At 70.6% G+C, this 17,573-nt stretch carries 15 protein-coding genes; 5 read left to right on the forward strand and 10 right to left on the reverse strand.

Going from position 1 to position 17,573, the window contains the following annotated elements:
- Positions 1-45: 45 nt before the first annotated feature.
- The 6 genes from IW245_RS14470 to IW245_RS14495 all read right to left on the reverse strand — a co-directional run bounded on the left by IW245_RS14470 (position 46) and on the right by IW245_RS14495 (position 7,149).
- Positions 46-1,086: an ABC transporter permease gene (locus IW245_RS14470; protein ID WP_233473016.1), complete on the reverse strand. Its 1,041-nt coding sequence runs from the start codon at positions 1,084-1,086 to the stop codon at positions 46-48.
- A gap of 178 nt (positions 1,087-1,264) precedes the next feature.
- Positions 1,265-2,809, reverse strand: a complete 1,545-nt coding sequence (locus IW245_RS14475) for a sugar ABC transporter ATP-binding protein (protein ID WP_233473017.1) — start codon at positions 2,807-2,809, stop codon at positions 1,265-1,267.
- Positions 2,797-3,843 (reverse strand): substrate-binding domain-containing protein, encoded by a 1,047-nt coding sequence (locus tag IW245_RS14480; RefSeq protein ID WP_197003693.1) that lies wholly within the window; start codon positions 3,841-3,843, stop codon positions 2,797-2,799. The genes IW245_RS14475 and IW245_RS14480 overlap by 13 nt, the downstream gene beginning before the upstream one ends.
- A gap of 792 nt (positions 3,844-4,635) precedes the next feature.
- On the reverse strand, positions 4,636-5,307 hold the full coding sequence (locus IW245_RS14485; RefSeq protein WP_197003694.1) for an HAD family hydrolase: 672 nt from the start codon (positions 5,305-5,307) through the stop codon (positions 4,636-4,638).
- Between the two features lie 95 nt (positions 5,308-5,402).
- Positions 5,403-6,197 (reverse strand): leucine-rich repeat domain-containing protein, encoded by a 795-nt coding sequence (locus IW245_RS14490; RefSeq protein WP_197003695.1) that lies wholly within the window; start codon positions 6,195-6,197, stop codon positions 5,403-5,405.
- A gap of 49 nt (positions 6,198-6,246) precedes the next feature.
- The gene (locus IW245_RS14495; RefSeq protein ID WP_197003696.1) at positions 6,247-7,149 is read right to left on the reverse strand and encodes a LysR family transcriptional regulator; all 903 of its coding nucleotides are present in this window, start codon (positions 7,147-7,149) and stop codon (positions 6,247-6,249) included.
- A 197-nt stretch (positions 7,150-7,346) separates the two neighbouring features.
- Here IW245_RS14495 and IW245_RS14500 point away from each other — a divergent pair, with 197 nt between their 5' ends.
- The 4 genes from IW245_RS14500 to IW245_RS14515 all read left to right on the forward strand — a co-directional run bounded on the left by IW245_RS14500 (position 7,347) and on the right by IW245_RS14515 (position 14,931).
- Positions 7,347-7,499, forward strand: a complete 153-nt coding sequence (locus IW245_RS14500; protein ID WP_197003697.1) for a hypothetical protein — start codon at positions 7,347-7,349, stop codon at positions 7,497-7,499.
- Between the two features lie 94 nt (positions 7,500-7,593).
- Positions 7,594-11,013 carry a putative Ig domain-containing protein gene (locus IW245_RS14505; protein WP_231398800.1) on the forward strand — a complete coding sequence of 1,140 codons (3,420 nt, stop codon included), beginning with the start codon at positions 7,594-7,596 and terminating at the stop codon, positions 11,011-11,013.
- Between the two features lie 72 nt (positions 11,014-11,085).
- Positions 11,086-13,317: a Xaa-Pro dipeptidyl-peptidase gene (locus tag IW245_RS14510; RefSeq protein WP_197003699.1), complete on the forward strand. Its 2,232-nt coding sequence runs from the start codon at positions 11,086-11,088 to the stop codon at positions 13,315-13,317.
- A 105-nt stretch (positions 13,318-13,422) separates the two neighbouring features.
- Positions 13,423-14,931, forward strand: a complete 1,509-nt coding sequence (locus IW245_RS14515; protein WP_197003700.1) for a carboxylesterase/lipase family protein — start codon at positions 13,423-13,425, stop codon at positions 14,929-14,931.
- Between the two features lie 67 nt (positions 14,932-14,998).
- Here IW245_RS14515 and IW245_RS14520 read toward each other — a convergent pair whose 3' ends face one another.
- The 4 genes from IW245_RS14520 to IW245_RS14535 form a co-directional block, all read right to left on the reverse strand.
- A complete protein-coding gene (locus tag IW245_RS14520; RefSeq protein ID WP_197003701.1) occupies positions 14,999-15,271 on the reverse strand; it encodes a hypothetical protein in 273 nt (90 codons plus the stop codon).
- Between the two features lie 40 nt (positions 15,272-15,311).
- Positions 15,312-15,617, reverse strand: coding sequence for a hypothetical protein (locus IW245_RS14525; RefSeq protein ID WP_197003702.1), 306 nt, complete (start codon positions 15,615-15,617; stop codon positions 15,312-15,314).
- Between the two features lie 236 nt (positions 15,618-15,853).
- Complete coding sequence (modA, locus tag IW245_RS14530; RefSeq protein ID WP_197003703.1) at positions 15,854-16,636, reverse strand: molybdate ABC transporter substrate-binding protein; 783 nt, start codon at positions 16,634-16,636, stop codon at positions 15,854-15,856.
- Positions 16,633-17,049: a TOBE domain-containing protein gene (locus IW245_RS14535; RefSeq protein WP_197003704.1), complete on the reverse strand. Its 417-nt coding sequence runs from the start codon at positions 17,047-17,049 to the stop codon at positions 16,633-16,635. Before IW245_RS14535 ends, modA begins: the two co-directional genes overlap by 4 nt.
- A gap of 135 nt (positions 17,050-17,184) precedes the next feature.
- Between IW245_RS14535 and IW245_RS14540 the strand changes: the two genes are divergently transcribed.
- On the forward strand, positions 17,185-17,571 hold the full coding sequence (locus IW245_RS14540; protein ID WP_197003705.1) for a gamma-glutamylcyclotransferase family protein: 387 nt from the start codon (positions 17,185-17,187) through the stop codon (positions 17,569-17,571).
- Positions 17,572-17,573 lie beyond the last annotated feature (2 nt).

The raw sequence follows: 17,573 nt of genomic DNA on the forward strand, positions 1-17,573 counted from the left end.
GAGAGGTGGGGACGGCCGGGGAGGAGAGCCGGCCGTCCCCACCGGTCAGGTGGGCAGTCCGACGGCGCGCTCCCCGTTGCGCCACTGCTGGATGACCACGGCGATGACGAGCAGCGCCCCCTGGGCGACGTTCTGCCAGAAGGCGTTGACGCCGACGACGGTGAGGCCGTTCTCCAGCGCGCCGAGGAGTGCGACCGCGAGGAGGGTGCCGCCGACGCCGCCCTTGCCGCCCTTGAGGGCACAGCCGCCCAGGGCCGCCGCGGTGATGGCCTTGAGCTCCAGGCCCTCGCTGCCGGACACGGGCTGTCCGGATCCGGTGCGCGCGGTCAGGAGGATGCCGGCGATGGCGGCGACGACGCCGGCGAGGGCGTACACGGAGATCAGGTATTTGTTGATCTTGATGCCGGCGAGGCGGGCCGCCGTGTCGTTGCCGCCGATGGCGTAGATGTTGCGGCCGATGTCGGTGAACTTCAGCAACAGGTGCACGCCGAGCGCGACCACGGCCAGGATCCACACCTGGACCGGCAGGCCGAGGAGCTTGCCCCGGGCGAGGAACACGAAGAAATCGTCGCCCAGCACGTAGCCCTGGGCACGCCCATTGGAGATCAACTGCGCGATTCCCTTGTACGCCGCGAGCGTGGCCAGCGTCGCGATGACCGGGTTCACCCGGCCGTACACGATGATGAGGCCGTTGACGACGCCGGCCGCCACGCCGACGGCAATCGCCGCACCGATCCCGAACAGCGGGTTTCCGCCCGTGGCCGTGAACGCCATCGCGCTGATCACCGACGCCACGCCAGCCTGCGAGCCCACGGAGATGTCCAGCGCCCCGCAGATGATGACGACGGTCTGCACGACGGCCAGAAGGCCGGCGATGGTGACCGTCTCGCCGATGACGGCGATGTTCGCGACGCTGAGATAGGCGGAGTTGAGCAGCCCGAACACGCCGGCCACGACCACGAGGGCCGCGACGAGACTCAGGTTCTGGGTGCCGATCCCACTGATCAGGGTGCGCAGGCCTCGTCGGGGTGCCGTGGTGCTGGTGTCCGTCGGCAGCACCGGCGTGGGCGCGGTGGCGGGTTTCACGGTGCGTCTCCATGGGTCGTCCCGGCCGGTCGCTCCGGGGTGGTCGATGACGTCGTCCGGGTCCGTCGGGACACGGCGAACGCTGTGGTCGTTCCGGTCCGTCGGGCCGGGGCGGTCGCGGTGGTCGGGCCGGTGGTTCCGGCCGGTCGCGCCGGGGTGGAGCGCGCGGGTCGGGCGGTCATCGCTGTCCTCCGGGTGCCGTGCCGAGGTCGTCGGCCATCGCGAGGGCGAGGATCTTCTCCTCGGTGGCCTCGCCGAGGGTGAGTTCGCCGGTGATCCTGCCGCCCTGCATGACGACGATCCGGTCGGCGAGCCCGAGAACCTCGGGCAGGTCGGAGGAGATCACCAGCAACGCGACTCCGGTCTTGGCGAGGTCGGCGATGATCTGGTAGATCTCGGCCTTCGCCCCCACGTCGATGCCCCGGGTGGGTTCGTCGAGGATGAGGACCCTGGGCCGGCGCGCCAGCCACCGGGCGAGCACCACCTTCTGCTGGTTGCCCCCCGACAGCGTGCGCACCTCCTGCTCCAGGGACCGGGTCCGGACCCGCAACCGGTCGGTGTACAGCCGCACGAGACTGCGCTCGGCCGCCCGGCGGACGAACCGGAACCAACGCAGCCGGTCCAGTACCACCAGGGAGGCGTTGTCGCGCACCGACCGGTGCAGGAACAGCGCCTGGGCCTTGCGTTCCTCCGGCGCGAGCCCGATCCCCGCCGCGATCGCGTCGGCGGGCTGCCGCAGCCGGACCTGCCGGCCACCGACGGACACGGTGCCCGACCGGATCGGCAGGTCCCCGGCGAGGGCCCGGGCCAGCTCGGACCGTCCGGCGCCGACGAGGCCGGCGAGGGCGACGACCTCCCCGGCGCGCACGGTCAGGCTGATGTCGCGGACGTCGTCGGTGGTGACGTCGCGGACGTCGAGCACCGTGTCCCCCGCGCCGCCGTGCTCGCGGGCGAACAGAGTGGACAGGTCCCGGCCGACCATCATCTTGACGATCTCACCCTCGTCGGTCGCCCAGGTCTCCCTGACCCCGACCACGCCGCCGTCGCGCAGGACGGCGATCCGGTCGGAGAGCTGGAAGATCTCCCGCATCCGGTGCGACACGTAGATCACGGCCAGGCCGCGCTCCCGGAGCCGACCGATCAGGGCGAACAACGCCTCGACCTCGTGCTCGGACAGCGACGACGTCGGCTCGTCGAACGCGATCACCCGGGCGTCGGTGGTCAACGCGCGGAGGATCTCCACGAGCTGGCGCTGCGAGGCCGACAACCGCGAGCCCAGCATGTCCGGGTCGAGGATCCGGTCGAAGCCCAGCTCGGCCAGGTCGGCGCGGATCTTCCGGCGCAGCGCACCCCGGTCCAGGCGGTGCGCGACACCGCGGGGCAGCGCCCCGACGTAGACGTTCTCGGCGACGGAGACGTGCGGAATGATCTCCGGCTCCTGCGGGATGATCCGGATCCCGGCGGCGCGCGCGTCGGCGGGACTGTGCAGGGGCAGCACCTTGCCGTCGAGCCGGACGGTGCCGGCGTCGGGCAGGTGGTCTCCGTTGATGATCCGGATCAGGGTGGACTTGCCGGCCCCGTTCTCCCCCATCAGCGCGGTCACCTGGCCGGCGGGGAACTCCAGGCTCACGTCCCGCAGTGCCGGCACGCCGGAGAAGCTCTTGCTCACCCCGTCGACGCGGAGACCCGCGCCGACGGTGAGCTCAGGAACTACGCCGAGCACTTGACTCCGGCTTCCTTCCAGGTGGCGGCGTCGACCATCTTGGTGGGGGCGAACGCCTCGGCCGGCATCGCGACGCCGTTCTTGAGCTTGTCGAACATGGTTTGCACCGCGAGTGCCCCGACCTCGTAGCCGTTGATGAACAGGGCGGCCTTCATGCCGGTCGGCTTGCCCGAGCCCCAGTCCTTGCACGCCAGGTACGCGCCCAGGCCGACGCCGATGACGTTGTCAGCCGTGTAGCCGCCGTTCTGCAGCGCGGTCACGCCGCCGGAGACGTTCTCGTCGTTGCAGCCCCACACGATCCAGTGCTTGACGGCGCGGTTCGCCGTGACCGTGGCGGCGACCTTGTCCTGCGCGGAGGTCGGAGTGTTCTCCGTGCCGACGTCGATGTTCTTCACCGTCTTGCCGGTGGCGGTCTTGAACGCGTCCTTCGCGGCGGTCACCCGGTCGGTGCACACCGTGACGTCCTGCTTCCACGCGGAGATGATCGCGGTGTCGGCCTCGGCCCAGCCGGCCTTCGTGAACTCCGCCGCGGCCCGCTTGCCGACCTCGCCGCCCATCTGGGTGCCGCTGAACCCGATCCGCGGCACCAGCTTGTCCTTGGCACACTTCGACGGGTCGGTGCCGTCCACGCAGATCTGGTCGTCGGAGGCCAGCAGCGCGACGCCGCCGGTCTTGGCGGCCTGCACGACCTGGGGGCCCACGGCCGGGTCGGGCACCACGATGATCACGCCGTTGGCCTTCTGCGCTACCGCGGCGTTCACCTCGCTGACCGTCTTGTTCGCGTCGTTGCCGAGGTTGACGACCTTCAGGTCGATCCCCAGCTCCTTCGCCTTGGCCTGCGCGCCGGCGGCCTCGCCGACGAAGTACTCCTGGTCGCCCTGCTTCTGCAGGTAGGAGATCGAGATCTTGCCGGTCACCTTCGTGTCCGCGCCGGCCTTCGCGTCCTCCTTGCCGGAGGAACAGGCGGCCAGGCCGACAACGAGGGCGAATCCGGCCGTCAACGCGACGCCACTGTGGATACGGGATCGGAACATGTGCGGTTCTCCTTGCGAGGACCACCCGGCGGAGGGTGGCTGCGGGTCAGGGTCTTTCGAGGGGGTACCCGGTGGAACCTGAAGTCACCAAAATCATTCAGATTCAAACGTGCACCAACACATGACACTCCCGGGTCCGCGAGATGTCAAGCACGTGAAGCCGATCACATTTTTTGATCTTGAAAGCCCGCGGACAGGGGCCCCGAAGGTCCACCAGGGCATATTTTACTCGGGCAATACGGCCACAATTGCCATAGGCGATCTACGAAAAAGCGTGACGAGAGGGCCCCATCTGACTGGACCACTCATCGGGGGCCTTGGTGAGTCACACAGTCCGACATCCTTGGATGTTTGATTAGGTTGCTTTCCTATTTCCGGGGTCAAGCGGGGGCCGATGGGCGCGAGCTTCCGCGCACCGCGCTCACCATCCGGAGCAAAACATCACGCAGCGTGCCTCAACACAAAGCAACAGGACGCACGCTGGCCACCTGATGCCTCTGCTTAATGCGGAGAAAAACCCTAATCCAGGCAGCTAAAGTCACCCTGAGTCACGAATTGCTCCCGAGGCGCCCTGCGTGCTGAGTACATCTGGTCAAAAGGAGGGGTTGATTGTGGGTGATGCTGAGTGATATTGTGTGAACATGTTTACTCATTGGATGCGCTGCGCGGGGATCCCCCGCACGTTCGGCCGTGGGGCGCCGCATCCGTCCTTGCCGAGTGGTGGCTATCTCGGCCCAGGGGCCGACCCCGCCACGGAGCTGCCGCGCTCCTCCTAGGTCGCCGGGCCCCGAACTACGGCTGGCCCACGCGCGACAGCCCGGCGAGCAGCCCCGGGAGCGTGCGCATGTCGTCGAAGAGTGTGGTGTCCGGGCCCTCCAGCCAGTGCGCGGGCGTCACTCCCCCGGCATAACCGAGGACGCGCATGCCGGCCGCGCGGGCTGCCTGGACCCCGTACCGGCTGTCCTCGACCACGACACACCGCGACGGATCAACACCCATCGACCTGGCCGCGTACAAGAACAGATCAGGCGCCGGCTTGCCCCGCGCCACCTCCGCCGCACTGAAGATCCGGCCCTCGAAGCGCCCGTACAGACCGGTCCGACCCAACGTGTCACGCATCTTCGCCTGACTACCGTTGGACGCCACACACGTGGGCAAGGTGATCCCGTCGAGCGCCTCGACCACCCCGTCGACGGCGGTCAGCTCGGACTCCACCGCCACGGCCTGACGCCGCTCATACGTCTCCAGCCACGTCGCCGCGACATCCGGCCCGAGACGGTCGCCAAGCTGCTCCTCGATGAACGGGCTCGACCGGCCGATGAACCGCTCCACGACCTCCGACCCCGTCATCGGCCAACCCAGCTCCACCCCGAGGGCCAACTGGATCCGCACGGCGATCCGCTCGATGTCGACCAGCACCCCGTCACAATCGAAAATCACCAACCCGATCCGCGGTGTCGTCATCCGGCCCCCGTTCCTCGATCGCGATGCGCGCATGCTCTCACGGGACTCCGCCCGTTGGGGTGACACGTGCCGGGCGGCGGCCACCTCGCCTGTTGCTAGCCGGCCGGCGGCTGGTCGATGCCAGGCCCTCCGGTGTGCGGCGTCCGGACGTAGCCCTCTGTCGGCGCGGGCAACGCGCCCACGCACGTCATGGAGCAGGCGTTGACCAGGAGCGGCAGGACGTCAGCGCCCGACGTCCACCGCGAGATCCAGACCTGGTGGAGCCTCACACCCTCGACGCTCCGGTCGCAGACACTGCAGGTACGAATCGTCGTGGCACCCCACACGCCGGGGTCGAGGTCATCTCCGTGGGCGCCGGCCACCGGCGGGCGCAGGGACGGAAAGTGCGGCCGCAGTGTGCGGTTGCCATAGAGGGCCCGAGTGCTCACCGTGCTGCGCCGCAGGTTGGAGCACCGGGTGATCTCGTAGGGAAACCAGTGCAGACGGTAGGAGGTGTACGGGGTGAACTCCTCCAGGGCTCGCATCTCGCCGATCTCAGGTGGGATGCGCACCAGGTTGCTGCCGTACAGCACAAGGTGCTTCACCGACGTCAGCTGGGCGATGGTCGGCGGGAGGGTGACGACCTCGCGCCGCTGTTCCGCGGTGAGTTCCACGAGCGGGGTGAAGACCTCCCGTCCGTCGGCCGCCGCCTCCTCGACAAGTTCGAGCAGGCGGATCCATCCCGGCGCGGTGACGTCCTGGCGTTCCGGATGAAACCGGGTCGGCCGCCGCGGCCGGGTGCTCATCCGGTCGATACATCCGCACAGATCGCGAGCCGAACCACGGCCGCCCGGACCGGAGGCGCGGGCCCAGCGGTTGGGGAACACCTGCGACTCCACATCCTCACCCATCCGTCCACAGTACGGTCACCACCTACTCGACAGCACCCGACCGACGACGTCACGGGCCCGGCACGATGGGGCGGGGTTCGCCTCCGCCGACGGTCTCGATGAGAGCGCGCAGGTGCGCCGACCGGTTGGCGGTCGACCAGACCAGCGCCCACTCGGTACGCGGAGCGTCGCGGATCGGCAGGTAGGTGATGCCGGGGTGGCTGTAGTACCACCGGACGTGCTCGTTCAACGGGCAGACGAGCTGCCCGGCGGCGACCCGGGTGAGGACCTCGTGGAAGGTCCGCGCGGCCGGGCCCCTCGGGATCAGCCGGCCCTCGGGCGTGCGCTTGGGGAGCATCGCCTCGAGCCAGTAGTCCGGCATGTCAGCTCCGGGGTCCAGGACGGTGCGCCCGCCGAGGTCGTTCATCGACACCGCGTCCCGGCCGGCCAGGTCCGAGTCGGTGGACACCGCGAGGACCCGGCCCTCGGTCAGGACGACCGGGCCGACGGTCAGGTCGGGTTCGCGTACCGGGAGCCACATGAGCTGGACGTCGACGTCGCCGGAACGCAGCCGGGTGAAGGGGTCGCTGAAATGGAACTCGCTGATCTCCACGTCGCCGTCCGGGTGCCGGGCACGGAACGCCTCGACCACGGGGCGCAGTTCCGCGCCGAGCGCGCCCATCACCCCGAGGCGCAGCGTGCCGCCGATGCCCTGCCCTGCGGCGGTGGCGCGGGCCAGGCCGCCCTGGAGCAGGTCGTACGCCTGTTGGAGATCGTCGCGGAGCCGACGCCCGATCGGGGTCAGGGTTACGGTGCGACTGGTGCGGTCGAACAGGGTCGCGCCGATGCGGCGTTCCTGCTTGCGGATCGCCTGGCTCACCCGGGCCTGTGAGACGCGCAGCAGCTCCGCGGTCCTCCCGAAGTGCAGTTCCTCGGCGAGGGTCAGGAAGATCTCGATGTCGCGCAGTTCCACGTCGCTCCCCGGGTCGTCGATAACCGGCGGCTATCGACGCTGCGCCGATCCCGCCCGTGATCATGCCGAGGAAGCACCCGCAAGATCAAGAAAACGGCTCGCGTCAGGCCGAATTGCCCGAAACGACGGGGACCGGCGGAGCGGATCCGCGAGAATGGGACGCGTATGGCCCGCGCGCGGACAAAGGAGTGCCAGCCATGTTCACACCGGCCGAACTCTCCACCGACAGTCCCGAGGCCGACCTCGTCGAACAGCACCACACGGTGGCGTTCGGCTACGGCATGGCCGACTTCGACGACCCGGACCACCTGTTGTGGGACGTCGAACTCGACGAGGACGACTACCGCTGACGCCGTGACATGATCAAAAGGGCAGCCCACACTGCCCTCGAATCTACCCACGAAACGGCGAAACGGACGCGGGTGCCGCCCGATGCTGGGTGGCATGCTGAGCCGTACCGCGCTGTCCCGGGTCGCGTTCGCCGTGACCGTTCTGTCCGCGACGGCCCTGCTCGCCGCGTTCGCCCTGACCCCGTCCCCGGCCGGCGCCGTCCCGATCGCCGGTCAGACCACCCGGGTGTCCGCTGCCACCGGCCTGCCCACGGACCGGGAGGGCAGCAGCTACGACGGCGCGATCTCCGAGGACGGCACCCAGGTGGCGTTCATGTCCTACAGTCACCTCGATCCGCTGGACTCCTGCGTGGGCGACTGCAACTACCCCGACGTGTACCTGCGCGACAGCCGCGCGAACCGGACCGTGCTCCTCACCCGGGGCCAGCTCGCACCGCCGCCGCGGGTGGCGTACCCGGGGCCGCAGACGAGCACCGTCGACCAGCCGGCCAGCCTGCAACTGACCGTCACCAGCCAGGCGGGCCCGGTCACCTGGGCTGCCGACGGCCTGCCCACCGGGCTGACCATCGACAAGGACACCGGCCTGATCTCGGGCACCCCGACCGCGCCCGCGACGTACGACGTGAAGGTCACCGCCACCGACCGCAACAGCCGCCGAGGCGACCTGACGTTCGAGTGGGTCGTGCGCGACGTGCCGGTGACGGTGCACGAGCACTCCGGCCTGATCAAGGTCGTCGGGTACCGCATAGCGGACGTGACCAACTCCGCCACCGGCGGGCACCCGCCGTACCGCTGGTCGGCCACGAACATGCCGCCCGGCCTGACGATCGACCCGGCGACCGGCACGATGTCGGGCACCCCGAGCCAGGTGGGGGTCACCGACTCCGTCGTCACGGCCACCGACACCACCGGCGCGTCCGGCAACACGACCGTCCGGTGGGACATCGTCCCCCGGTTACTGGTCATCCACGAGAGCCGACCAGGACCGGACCTCGGCGACATCCGCGACCACGCCGTGAACCCGGAGCGCCTGCGCGTGGTCAGCGGCGGGGAGGCCCCCTTCACGTGGACGATCGTGGGCACGCCGCCGCCGGGGATCACGTACACGCCCACCACGGGGCCCGAGCTCGAACTCAGGGGCACCCCGACGACCCTCGGCACCTTCCGGTTCCGGGTGGACGTGCGCAGCGCCGACCTCGGCGAGGCGCACTTCCCACTCAACTGGACCATCGTCGGCTCCACGGTCAGCGGCGAGACGCGACTGCGGGCCGAAGCGGCCGACCCGGAGGAGTGGCGCGCCGACGGCGAGAGCGAGCTGCCGTCGGTCTCGGGCACGGGCCGGTACGTCGCGTTCCAGACCGACGCGACCAACCTGGTCCGCGAGGACTCCGACAACATGAACGACGTCGTGATCGTCGATCGCGACCCCGACGGTGACGGCGTCTTCGACGAGCCCCGCCCCGGGAGCACCGCGATGGACTACCGCTACCTGTACGCAGGTCAGGTCCGGACGTCGGAGGGCTCCCGGACCAACGCCACCGAGTCGCCGAGCCTGAACGCTGACGCGACCGCCGTCGCCTGGCGGGACAGGACCCTGCACGGCGATCCCGACTACTCCCGGGTGCGGATCACCCCCCTCGTGCACGGCGAGAACGGTCAGCTCACCGCCGGCCCGATCGAGGACGCGGCCTTCCCCGCGCTCGCGGGCATGCACCCGGTGAGCACCGGCGACCCGGCGATCTCGGCCGACGGCCGGCACGTCGTGTTCGCCGCCCTCTACTGCGGGACCTCCTGCGGCGCCACCCAGCGCGAGATCCTGGTGGACCACGACCGGGTGACCGGCACCGCGACCAGGATCGACGCCGGTGACGGCGGCAAGCCGCTGGCCGAGGGCGGCTTCGGCAAGGTGGCCGTCTCACGGACCGGCCAGATGGTCGCGTTCGCTTACGCCCGGCGCGTCACGGGCGAGCCCGCGACGCAGGTGTACGTCGTGGACCGCGGCACCCCGACCGGTGGCACGTTCCCCGGCCCGGCCACGTACTGGCTGGCCTCCCGCGACGCCACGGGCGCCCCGGCGGCCGGGGCCGAGCCGACCCTGTCCACCGACGGGCGGTACCTGGCGTTCGTCACCGACGACCGGGGCGTGCACAACGGGTGGGACCGGTACCTGTCGTCGGAGCGGAGTTCGTGCCTGCACACCCGGTACACGGCGAATATCTGTCAGGTCGTCGCCCGCGACCTGATCCGGGACCGGGCGCACGTCAAGGCCGGGACGCCGGTCGGCCCGGCAGAACTGGTCTCCGCCAGCCACACGTTCCCGTGCGTCGTGCCCACCGGCGGCACGGGCACGCCCTCCCGGGGCCCGACGCCCGCCACGCCCCCACCGCCGAACAGCACCTGCGGCGGCAACGAGCACAGCAACGCGCCGGCGCTGTCGGGCGACGGACGGTTCGTCGCGTTCGGCTCGACGGCCGACGACCTTGCTCCCGACGACGTCAACGGGTACGCCGACGTGTTCACCCGCGAGTTCATGCCGGGCCTGAAGAAGGTGGACCCGCTCGTGTTCGGCACGGTGGACGTCGGCGACAAGGCGACCGAGACCGCCACAGTCACGGTCGAGGGCTTCGGTCCGCTGCCGATCAGCAAGGCGGACATCGCCAAGGGACCCGACTTCACCCTCGACCCGGCGGACACCTGCGCCGGCACCGTCCGGCACGAGGAGGACCCCTGTCTCGTCCCGGTGCGGTTCACGCCCACCGCGAAGGGCGAACGCACCGGCACGGTCACCGTCACCGGAGGTCGCGCCCCGGTGAAGGGCCTGCTGGACATCGGGCTCGTCGGCGGTACCGGTCCGGCACGGCACAACGCGATCGCGCAGCCGGACCCGGTCGCGTTCGGCGACCGTCTCCTGATCACCCCGAGCGGCCCGGCCACGGTGACCGTGACCAACCAGGGCACCCGGGATCCGGAGAAGATCGGCGCCGTGGCCCTGGACGGCCAGTTCGCCGCGGACTACGCGATCACCAGGAACCTGTGTCAGGACGTGGTGCTCGCGCCGGGCGCCAGTTGCACGGTCGCGCTGACCCACGCCCCGCACGGCGTCGGCCAGCGCCCCGGCAGCCTCAGGATCGTCCACGGACCCCTGGACACCCCGCTGCTCGTCGGGTTGACCGGCGGCGGCAAGGCGCCGACGCTGCGCGCCAACCCCGCCGTGGTCCGCCCCGGCGGGACGACGTCCGTGCAGGGCACCAACTTCCCCGCGTCCCGGCCGGTCACGGTCGTCCTGGCCGGTCTGGCACCCGTGACGGTGACGGCGGACGCGGACGGCAACCTCGCCACGACGTACCTGGTGTTGCCGAAGACCCCCGCGCTGCCGCGCACGCTCGCGGCGGTGATCCCCGGCGTGTCCGACCCGGTGGCGTTCACCGTGCCGGGACTGGCCACGCCGGTGACGGCCCCGCTCCTGGTCGAGGCCGGCACTCTGCAGGAGTCGGACTTCCACCGGCGTAGGTAGGGCCGCCGAAACAAACGTGCCAATCGATAGTCATCACTATCCTTGGAGCCATTCTGTCGGCATTCTGCTGGTATGTGGATCAGAGCCCTCACGACCGCGACCCTCCTCACCGGACTGTTGGTGCCCGCCCCGGCTGCCGCCGCCGGCACCCTCGCCGCCATCGAGGAACGGGTGTACGTGGAAACGACCGTGGACTCCGACCACGACGGCAGACCCGACCGGGTGGCCCTCGACATCGCCCGGCCGGCGGACGGGGCGAAGGTGCCGGTCATCTTCGAGCACAGCCCCTACCGGACCGGGCTGAACGCCGTCACCAACCACGACGTCAACGTCGACCGGCTCCCCCAGGAGACCGCCCTCGCCGGGCCCGGCGACGGACCGACAGTGCTGAAGGCGATGCCCGACCTGCCCGGCTGGTACGACGACTACTTCGTCCCCAGGGGCTACGCCGTCGTGCTCGGGCACAGCATCGGCACCGGGGCCTCCGAGGGCTGCCCGACCAGCGGGGACGCCGCCGAGACCCAGTCCACCAAAGCGGTCATCGACTGGCTCAACGGCCGGGCCAGGGGCTACTCCCCCTCCGGCCAGCCGGTGACGGCGTCGTGGAGCACCGGCAAGGTCGGCATGACCGGGATCTCCTACAACGGCACGCTGCCGAACATGGTGGCCACCACCGGCGTCGACGGCCTGAAGACCATCGTGCCGATCTCCGCCATCTCCAGCTGGTACGACTACTACCGGGCCAACGGCCTCGTCGTCGCACCGGGCGGCTACCAGGGCGAGGACGCCGACATCCTCGCCAAGGCCGTGGTCCAGCGCCCCGGCTGCGCCGACGAGATCGCCGACCTGACCGCCCGGCAGGACCGGACCACCGGCGACTACCAGCCGTTCTGGCAGGACCGGGACTACACCCGGCTGGCCTCCGGCGTGAAGGCGTCGGTGTTCGTGATGCACGGGCAGAGCGACTGGAACGTGAAGGGCAAGCAGTACGCCTCCTGGTGGGACGCGCTGGCCCGCGCGGGCGTACCCCGCAAGATCTGGCTGCACAACGCCGGACACGGCGCGCCGTCGCGTTCGGACTACCAGGCCACGCTGGGCCGGTGGTTCGACTACTGGCTCAAGGGAGTCAACAACGGGATCATGGACGAGCCGATGGCGGACGTGCAGTACGCCGACGGGACGTGGAAGCAGCTCGCCAACTGGCCCGACCCTGCCGTCCGCGACGTGAACCTGAGCCTGACCGCCGCAGGTGACCTCTCGACCACCCCCGTGCCGAGCGAGATCCGGCACAGCTTCACCGACGAGGGCCGGACGAAGACCCCCGCCACCCTCGTCGCGAACCCGGACACCGCGAACCCCAACCGGCTCGTGTACCGCACGGCCACCCTGCCGGCCGCCGTCCGCCTGTCCGGGACGCCCAGGGTCTCGCTGCAGGCCGCCGTGACCAACCGGCCCGACGCGAACCTCACCGCGCTGCTCGTCGACTACGGCACCGGCACCCCCGTGATCGTCACCCGCGGCTGGCTCGACCCGCAGAACCGCACCGGGCCCGACACGACCACACCCGTTGTGCAGGGCCAGGAGTACACCCTGAGATTCGATCTCCAACCCAAGGACCACGTCTTCGCCACCGGCCATCGGATCGGACTCGTGGTGATCAGCACGGACTACGACTTCACGCTCCGGCCGCTCGGCGGCACCGGCCTCAGGCTCGCCCCGGCCTACAGCACCCTGACCCTGCCGTCGGTGGGCCTGACCACGGGCACCGTGGTCTACTCCGACGACTTCGAGACGGACCGCGGCTGGCAGGTCAACCCCGACGGCACCGACACCGCGACCGCCGGCCGGTTCGAACGCGGCAACCCCGAGACCACCACCAGCGGCGGCACGATGCAGGACGGCACCACCCCGTCCGGATCCTTCGACCTGGTCACCGGGGCACTGGCCGGGGCGTCGGTCGGCGCCAACGACCTCGACGGCGGCGTGAGCAGCGTCCGGTCGCCGGCGATCGCGCTGCCGGCGGGCGGCAACTATACGCTGACGTTCGCCTGCTATCTGGCGCACCTGAACAACGCGTCCAGTGCGGACTACCTCCGGGTCCGGGTGCTGCACGCCGGCGGCACGGCAACGGTGTTCACCCGGACCGGCTCGGCGACCCAGGTCACGGCCGCGTGGAGCACGCAGACCGTGGACCTGTCCGCCTACGCCGGGCAGAGCATCCGACTCGTGGTCGAGGCCGCCGACACCGACCCGGGCTCCCTGATCGAGGCCGGCGTCGACGACGTCAGGATTCTCCGGTCATAGGCTCAAAATGATTGGCGCTTACCTCGTCGTGGCGGGAATGATCGGTGGTGTCTCGGCCGACGCGAGCCCTGTGCCGCGCCCGGCCAGCCCGGAGAGGGAGTTGCGATGACCGTTGCCGCGTCCGAGGTCCACACGACAGCCGGGACGGTGCGTGGCAGCCGGGAGCCGGGCCTGGCAGTCTTCCGGGGCATCCCGTTCGCCGAGCCACCCGTCGGCGTGCTGCGTCTCGCCGCCCCGCGCCCGGCCCGGGGCTGGACCGGGGTGCGCGACGCCGTGTCGTACGGCCCACCGCCCCCGCAGGCCGGCGCGCTCGGTATGGACGCGCTGTCGCAGGACCCCGCAGCCGACAACTGGCTGACCCTCAACGTCTGGTCCCCCGACACGGGCGCCGACCTGCCGGTCATGGTGTGGATCCAGGGCGGCGGCTACGTGATCGGCATGTCCAGCCTCCCCGAGTACGACGGCGCCCGGCTCGCCCGGGACGGCGGCGTGGTCGTCGTGACGTTCAACTACCGCGTGGGTGCCGAAGGCTTCGCGCAGATCGAGGGCGCACCGGCCAACCGGGGCCTGCTCGACCAGGTCGCCGCCCTGGAATGGGTGCGCGACAACATCAGGTCCTTCGGCGGCGACCCCGACCGGGTCACCGTCTTCGGCGAGTCAGCCGGCGGCGGGTCGGTCGCGGCGCTGCTGGCCATGCCGCGCGCCGCCGGGCTCTTCCGACGCGCCATCGCGCAGAGCGTGCCGGGCGCGTTCTTCACGGCGGAACTCGCCGACGACATCGCCGCAGCCTGTGCCACCGAGCTGGGACTGCGCCCCACGGTCGCCGATCTGTCCACGGTGACCCCGGCCCAACTGTCCGCCGCCGGTGACGCGATGACCGCCAAGATGGGCCAGGGGGCGCGACGCTGGGGCCGGGCGGCGTCCCGGTCGATCCCGTTCTCGCCCGTCGTCGACGGCGACGTCCTGCCCCGCACCCCGTGGCGGGCCCTGGCCGACGGCGCCGGCCGGGACATCGAACTCCTCGTCGGGCACACCCGTGACGAGCAGCGGCTGTTCAGCCTGATCGAGGGCATCCTCGGCCAGGTGACACCGGAGCAGTCGGCGACGGCCCTGGACACCTTCGCCCCCGGCCCGGACGGCGCTCGCCAGTACCGCGACGGCTTCCCCGACGCCGGACCCGAAGAGTTGTACGAACTGGTGCACTCGGACTGGCTGTTCCGGATGCCCTCGCTGCACCTCGCCGAGGCGCAGGTCGCCGGCGGCGGTCGCGCCCACCTGTATGAGTTGACGTGGCCCGCCCCGGGCATGGGCGGCGCGCTCGGTGCCTGCCACGGCCTCGACGTGCCGCTCGTCTTCGGCAACCTGAGCAGCGGGCAGACCGCGATGCTCATCGGCGGTCCGTCGCCCGAGGCGGAGGAGCTGTCGGCCAGGATGCGCGGGGCGTGGACGGCGTTCGCGGCCCAGGGCGACCCGGGGTGGCCGGCGTACGACGCCGGGCAGCGTCTCACCCAGCTTTTCGACGCACAGCCTGCTGTCACGGCGTACCCGGAAGAGGTGTCCCGGCTGATCTGGCAGGACCACACGTTCGCCGAGCTGCCACTCATCCGTGGCTAGTTGTTGGGCGACGGCGCGTTTCGACCGCATCCGGGTGCCCGCTTGACGATGGGCACCCGGATGTCATTCATCGCGCGCGTGGCGGATACACCCCGGTGGGTAGCTGTACCGGCAGCACGATCTCCTTGCCCAGGTAGGCCCGCCAGGCCAGCCGGTACATCTGCTCGTAAACGTCGACGCGGGTCCGAAAGTCCTGCCACACATCGTGGCTGTTGATGACCGGCAGTGGAGGCCTCGGATCGCGGACGAACGTGTACACCGCGAGCCGGTCCGGCCACTGAACGGAGATCTCCACGAGGTCTTCGCCTGTTCGGACCGCGGATATCACTTCGATCGTCATTTTTCGAAGACCACCTCACCGGTCCAGGCACTCGTGATGGTCAGCGGTCCACTCGGGCGGCGCGGCGCAGCCGGCCTTCGGACCGGTCGGGATGCTCCGGACCGCCCACCGAGCCCGGCTCCCAGGACGACCACATCTCCCCGGAATCGCGCCGCCGCTCGTCGCGGTCCCAGATCCGCTCACCCGCCCGGCGTCGCCCGACCAGCTGCAGGACCCCGCCCACCACCGTGATCAGCAGACCCGCCACGAACCAGAACTGCCGACCCGAGGTCGCCGCGCCGGTCACGAGCAGCGCCGCCCACGGCAGGTAGCACAGCGCTCCGAACGCCTGCGTGACCAACCCCACCAGCAGCAGCGTCGGACTCGTCCCGGTTCGTCTGATGGCAAGCGCCACCCTCGCGAACCGGATAACCACACAAACCACTACGAATAACGCTACGAACTCCACCATGCTGACTGTCGCCCCCGTGTCGGCCCCTTCAGGTCTCGGGGACCCTACCAACTATCGGAGCTGCCGGAGTGCCCTGAAATCGACCGGACCGCCCGGGCCCCGTTCGCACGGGGCGCGGGCGACGCTCGGCGTCAGGGGTTCTGGAAGCCGGCCTTGGTGAGGATCGCCTTGGCCTTGTCGGAGAGTACGTAGGCGACGAACGCGGCGGCTCCGGCGCTGTTGGGGGCCTTGGCGATCGCGACGATCGGGTACTCGTTGACGGCCTGGGCCGACGCGGTGAACTCGATGGCCTCGACGTCGGCGGACGCGGCCTGGGCGTCGGTGCGGTACACGAGGGCCGCGTCGACCTCGCCGAGCCGGACCTTCGTGAGCGCGGCCTTGACGTCCGCCTCGAGGGTGACGGGGGTGACCTTCACGTTCGCGGCCGCGAGGGCCTTGGTGGCCGCCGCGCCGCAGGGCACCTGAGTCGCGCAGAGTGCGACCTTGACGTTCGGCTTGGCCAGGTCCTCGATCGTCTTGATGCCGGCCTTGTTGCCCTTCGGCACGGCGATCACGAGCTGGTTCCTCGCGAACACCGTCGGGGCGGTCGCCAGGTTCGCGTCGGTGACCTGCTTCATGTTCGTCGGGCTGGCCGAGGCGAACACGTCGGCGGGCGCGCCGTTGACGATCTGGGTGGCGAGCGTGGAGCTGGCCCCGAAGCTGAACGTCACCTTCACCCCGGGGTGGGCGGCCTCGAAGTCCTTGCCGATCGCCGTGAACGACTCCGTCAACGACGCGGCCGCGAGCACGGTGACCGTGCCGGTGAGTTTCTCCCCGGTCGGGGGCGTCGTCGACGGCTTGTCCGCGCCACCGCCGCAACCGGCCAGGGCGAGTGCGGCGACCGTGGCGACCGCCAGCATCCGTACCAGTCTCATGAACGCTCCTGTCCCTTCGCCCCACGCTGGGGCACCTCGACCACCACGTTGGTGGACTTCACTACCGCCGTCGCCGGCACCCCGACCTGCAGGCCCAGCTCGTCGGCGGCCTCGCGGCTCATCAGCGACACGATCCGGTGCCCGCCGGCGTGGATCTCCACCTGCGCCATCACGCCGTCGCGGATCACCTCGGTCACGATCCCGGGCAGCCGGTTGCGCGCCGAGGACCCCGAGCCCTTGTCGGCCTCGGCGGAATGCGTCCGCAGGAATCCGGCCAGCGCCCCGCCCTCGACGACCCGGTGCCCGTGGTCGTCGCGGCTGACCGGCAGTCTCCCGCCGTCGGCCCAGCGGCGCACCGTGTCCACGCTGACACCCAGCAGCCCCGCCACCTCGCCCATCCGGAATGCGACCATGCCCCGACTCTAGGGCATCGCAGATGCGGGTCGTGTTGACGGTTCGTCTGGCATCTGCCAGATCATTCGACGCCTGGTGGTCGCTTCCGCCCATGCCGGTGTCACCGGCATGGGCGGGCGGGGCATGATGTGATCATGAGCCGCTCGCCCGACCAGGAAGGTGCCCCCGTGCAGACCGACGTCTCCCTGTTCTCCTATGGCACGCTGCGCCAGTCCAACGTGCAACGCGCCCTCTTCGGTCGCGAACTCGACGGAAGACCGGACCAGCTTCAGGGGTACCGACTGGACATGGTCGAGATCACCGACCCGGAGGTCGTGGCCACCAGCGGCTCGGCGCACCACCCGATCCTGCACGCCACCGGTGACCCCGCCGACCTCGTCGCCGGCACCGTCCTGGCCATCACCGAGGCGGAACTCGCCGCCGCCGACGGCTACGAGACCGACGACTACAGCCGGGCCCTGGCACCGTTGGCGTCGGGCGGCTCGGCGTGGGTGTACGCGGCCTCGCACCCAGCCCCCTGATC

The sequence above is a fragment of the Longispora fulva genome (genome assembly GCF_015751905.1).
Classification (GTDB): Bacteria; Actinomycetota; Actinomycetes; order Mycobacteriales; family Micromonosporaceae; genus Longispora; species Longispora fulva.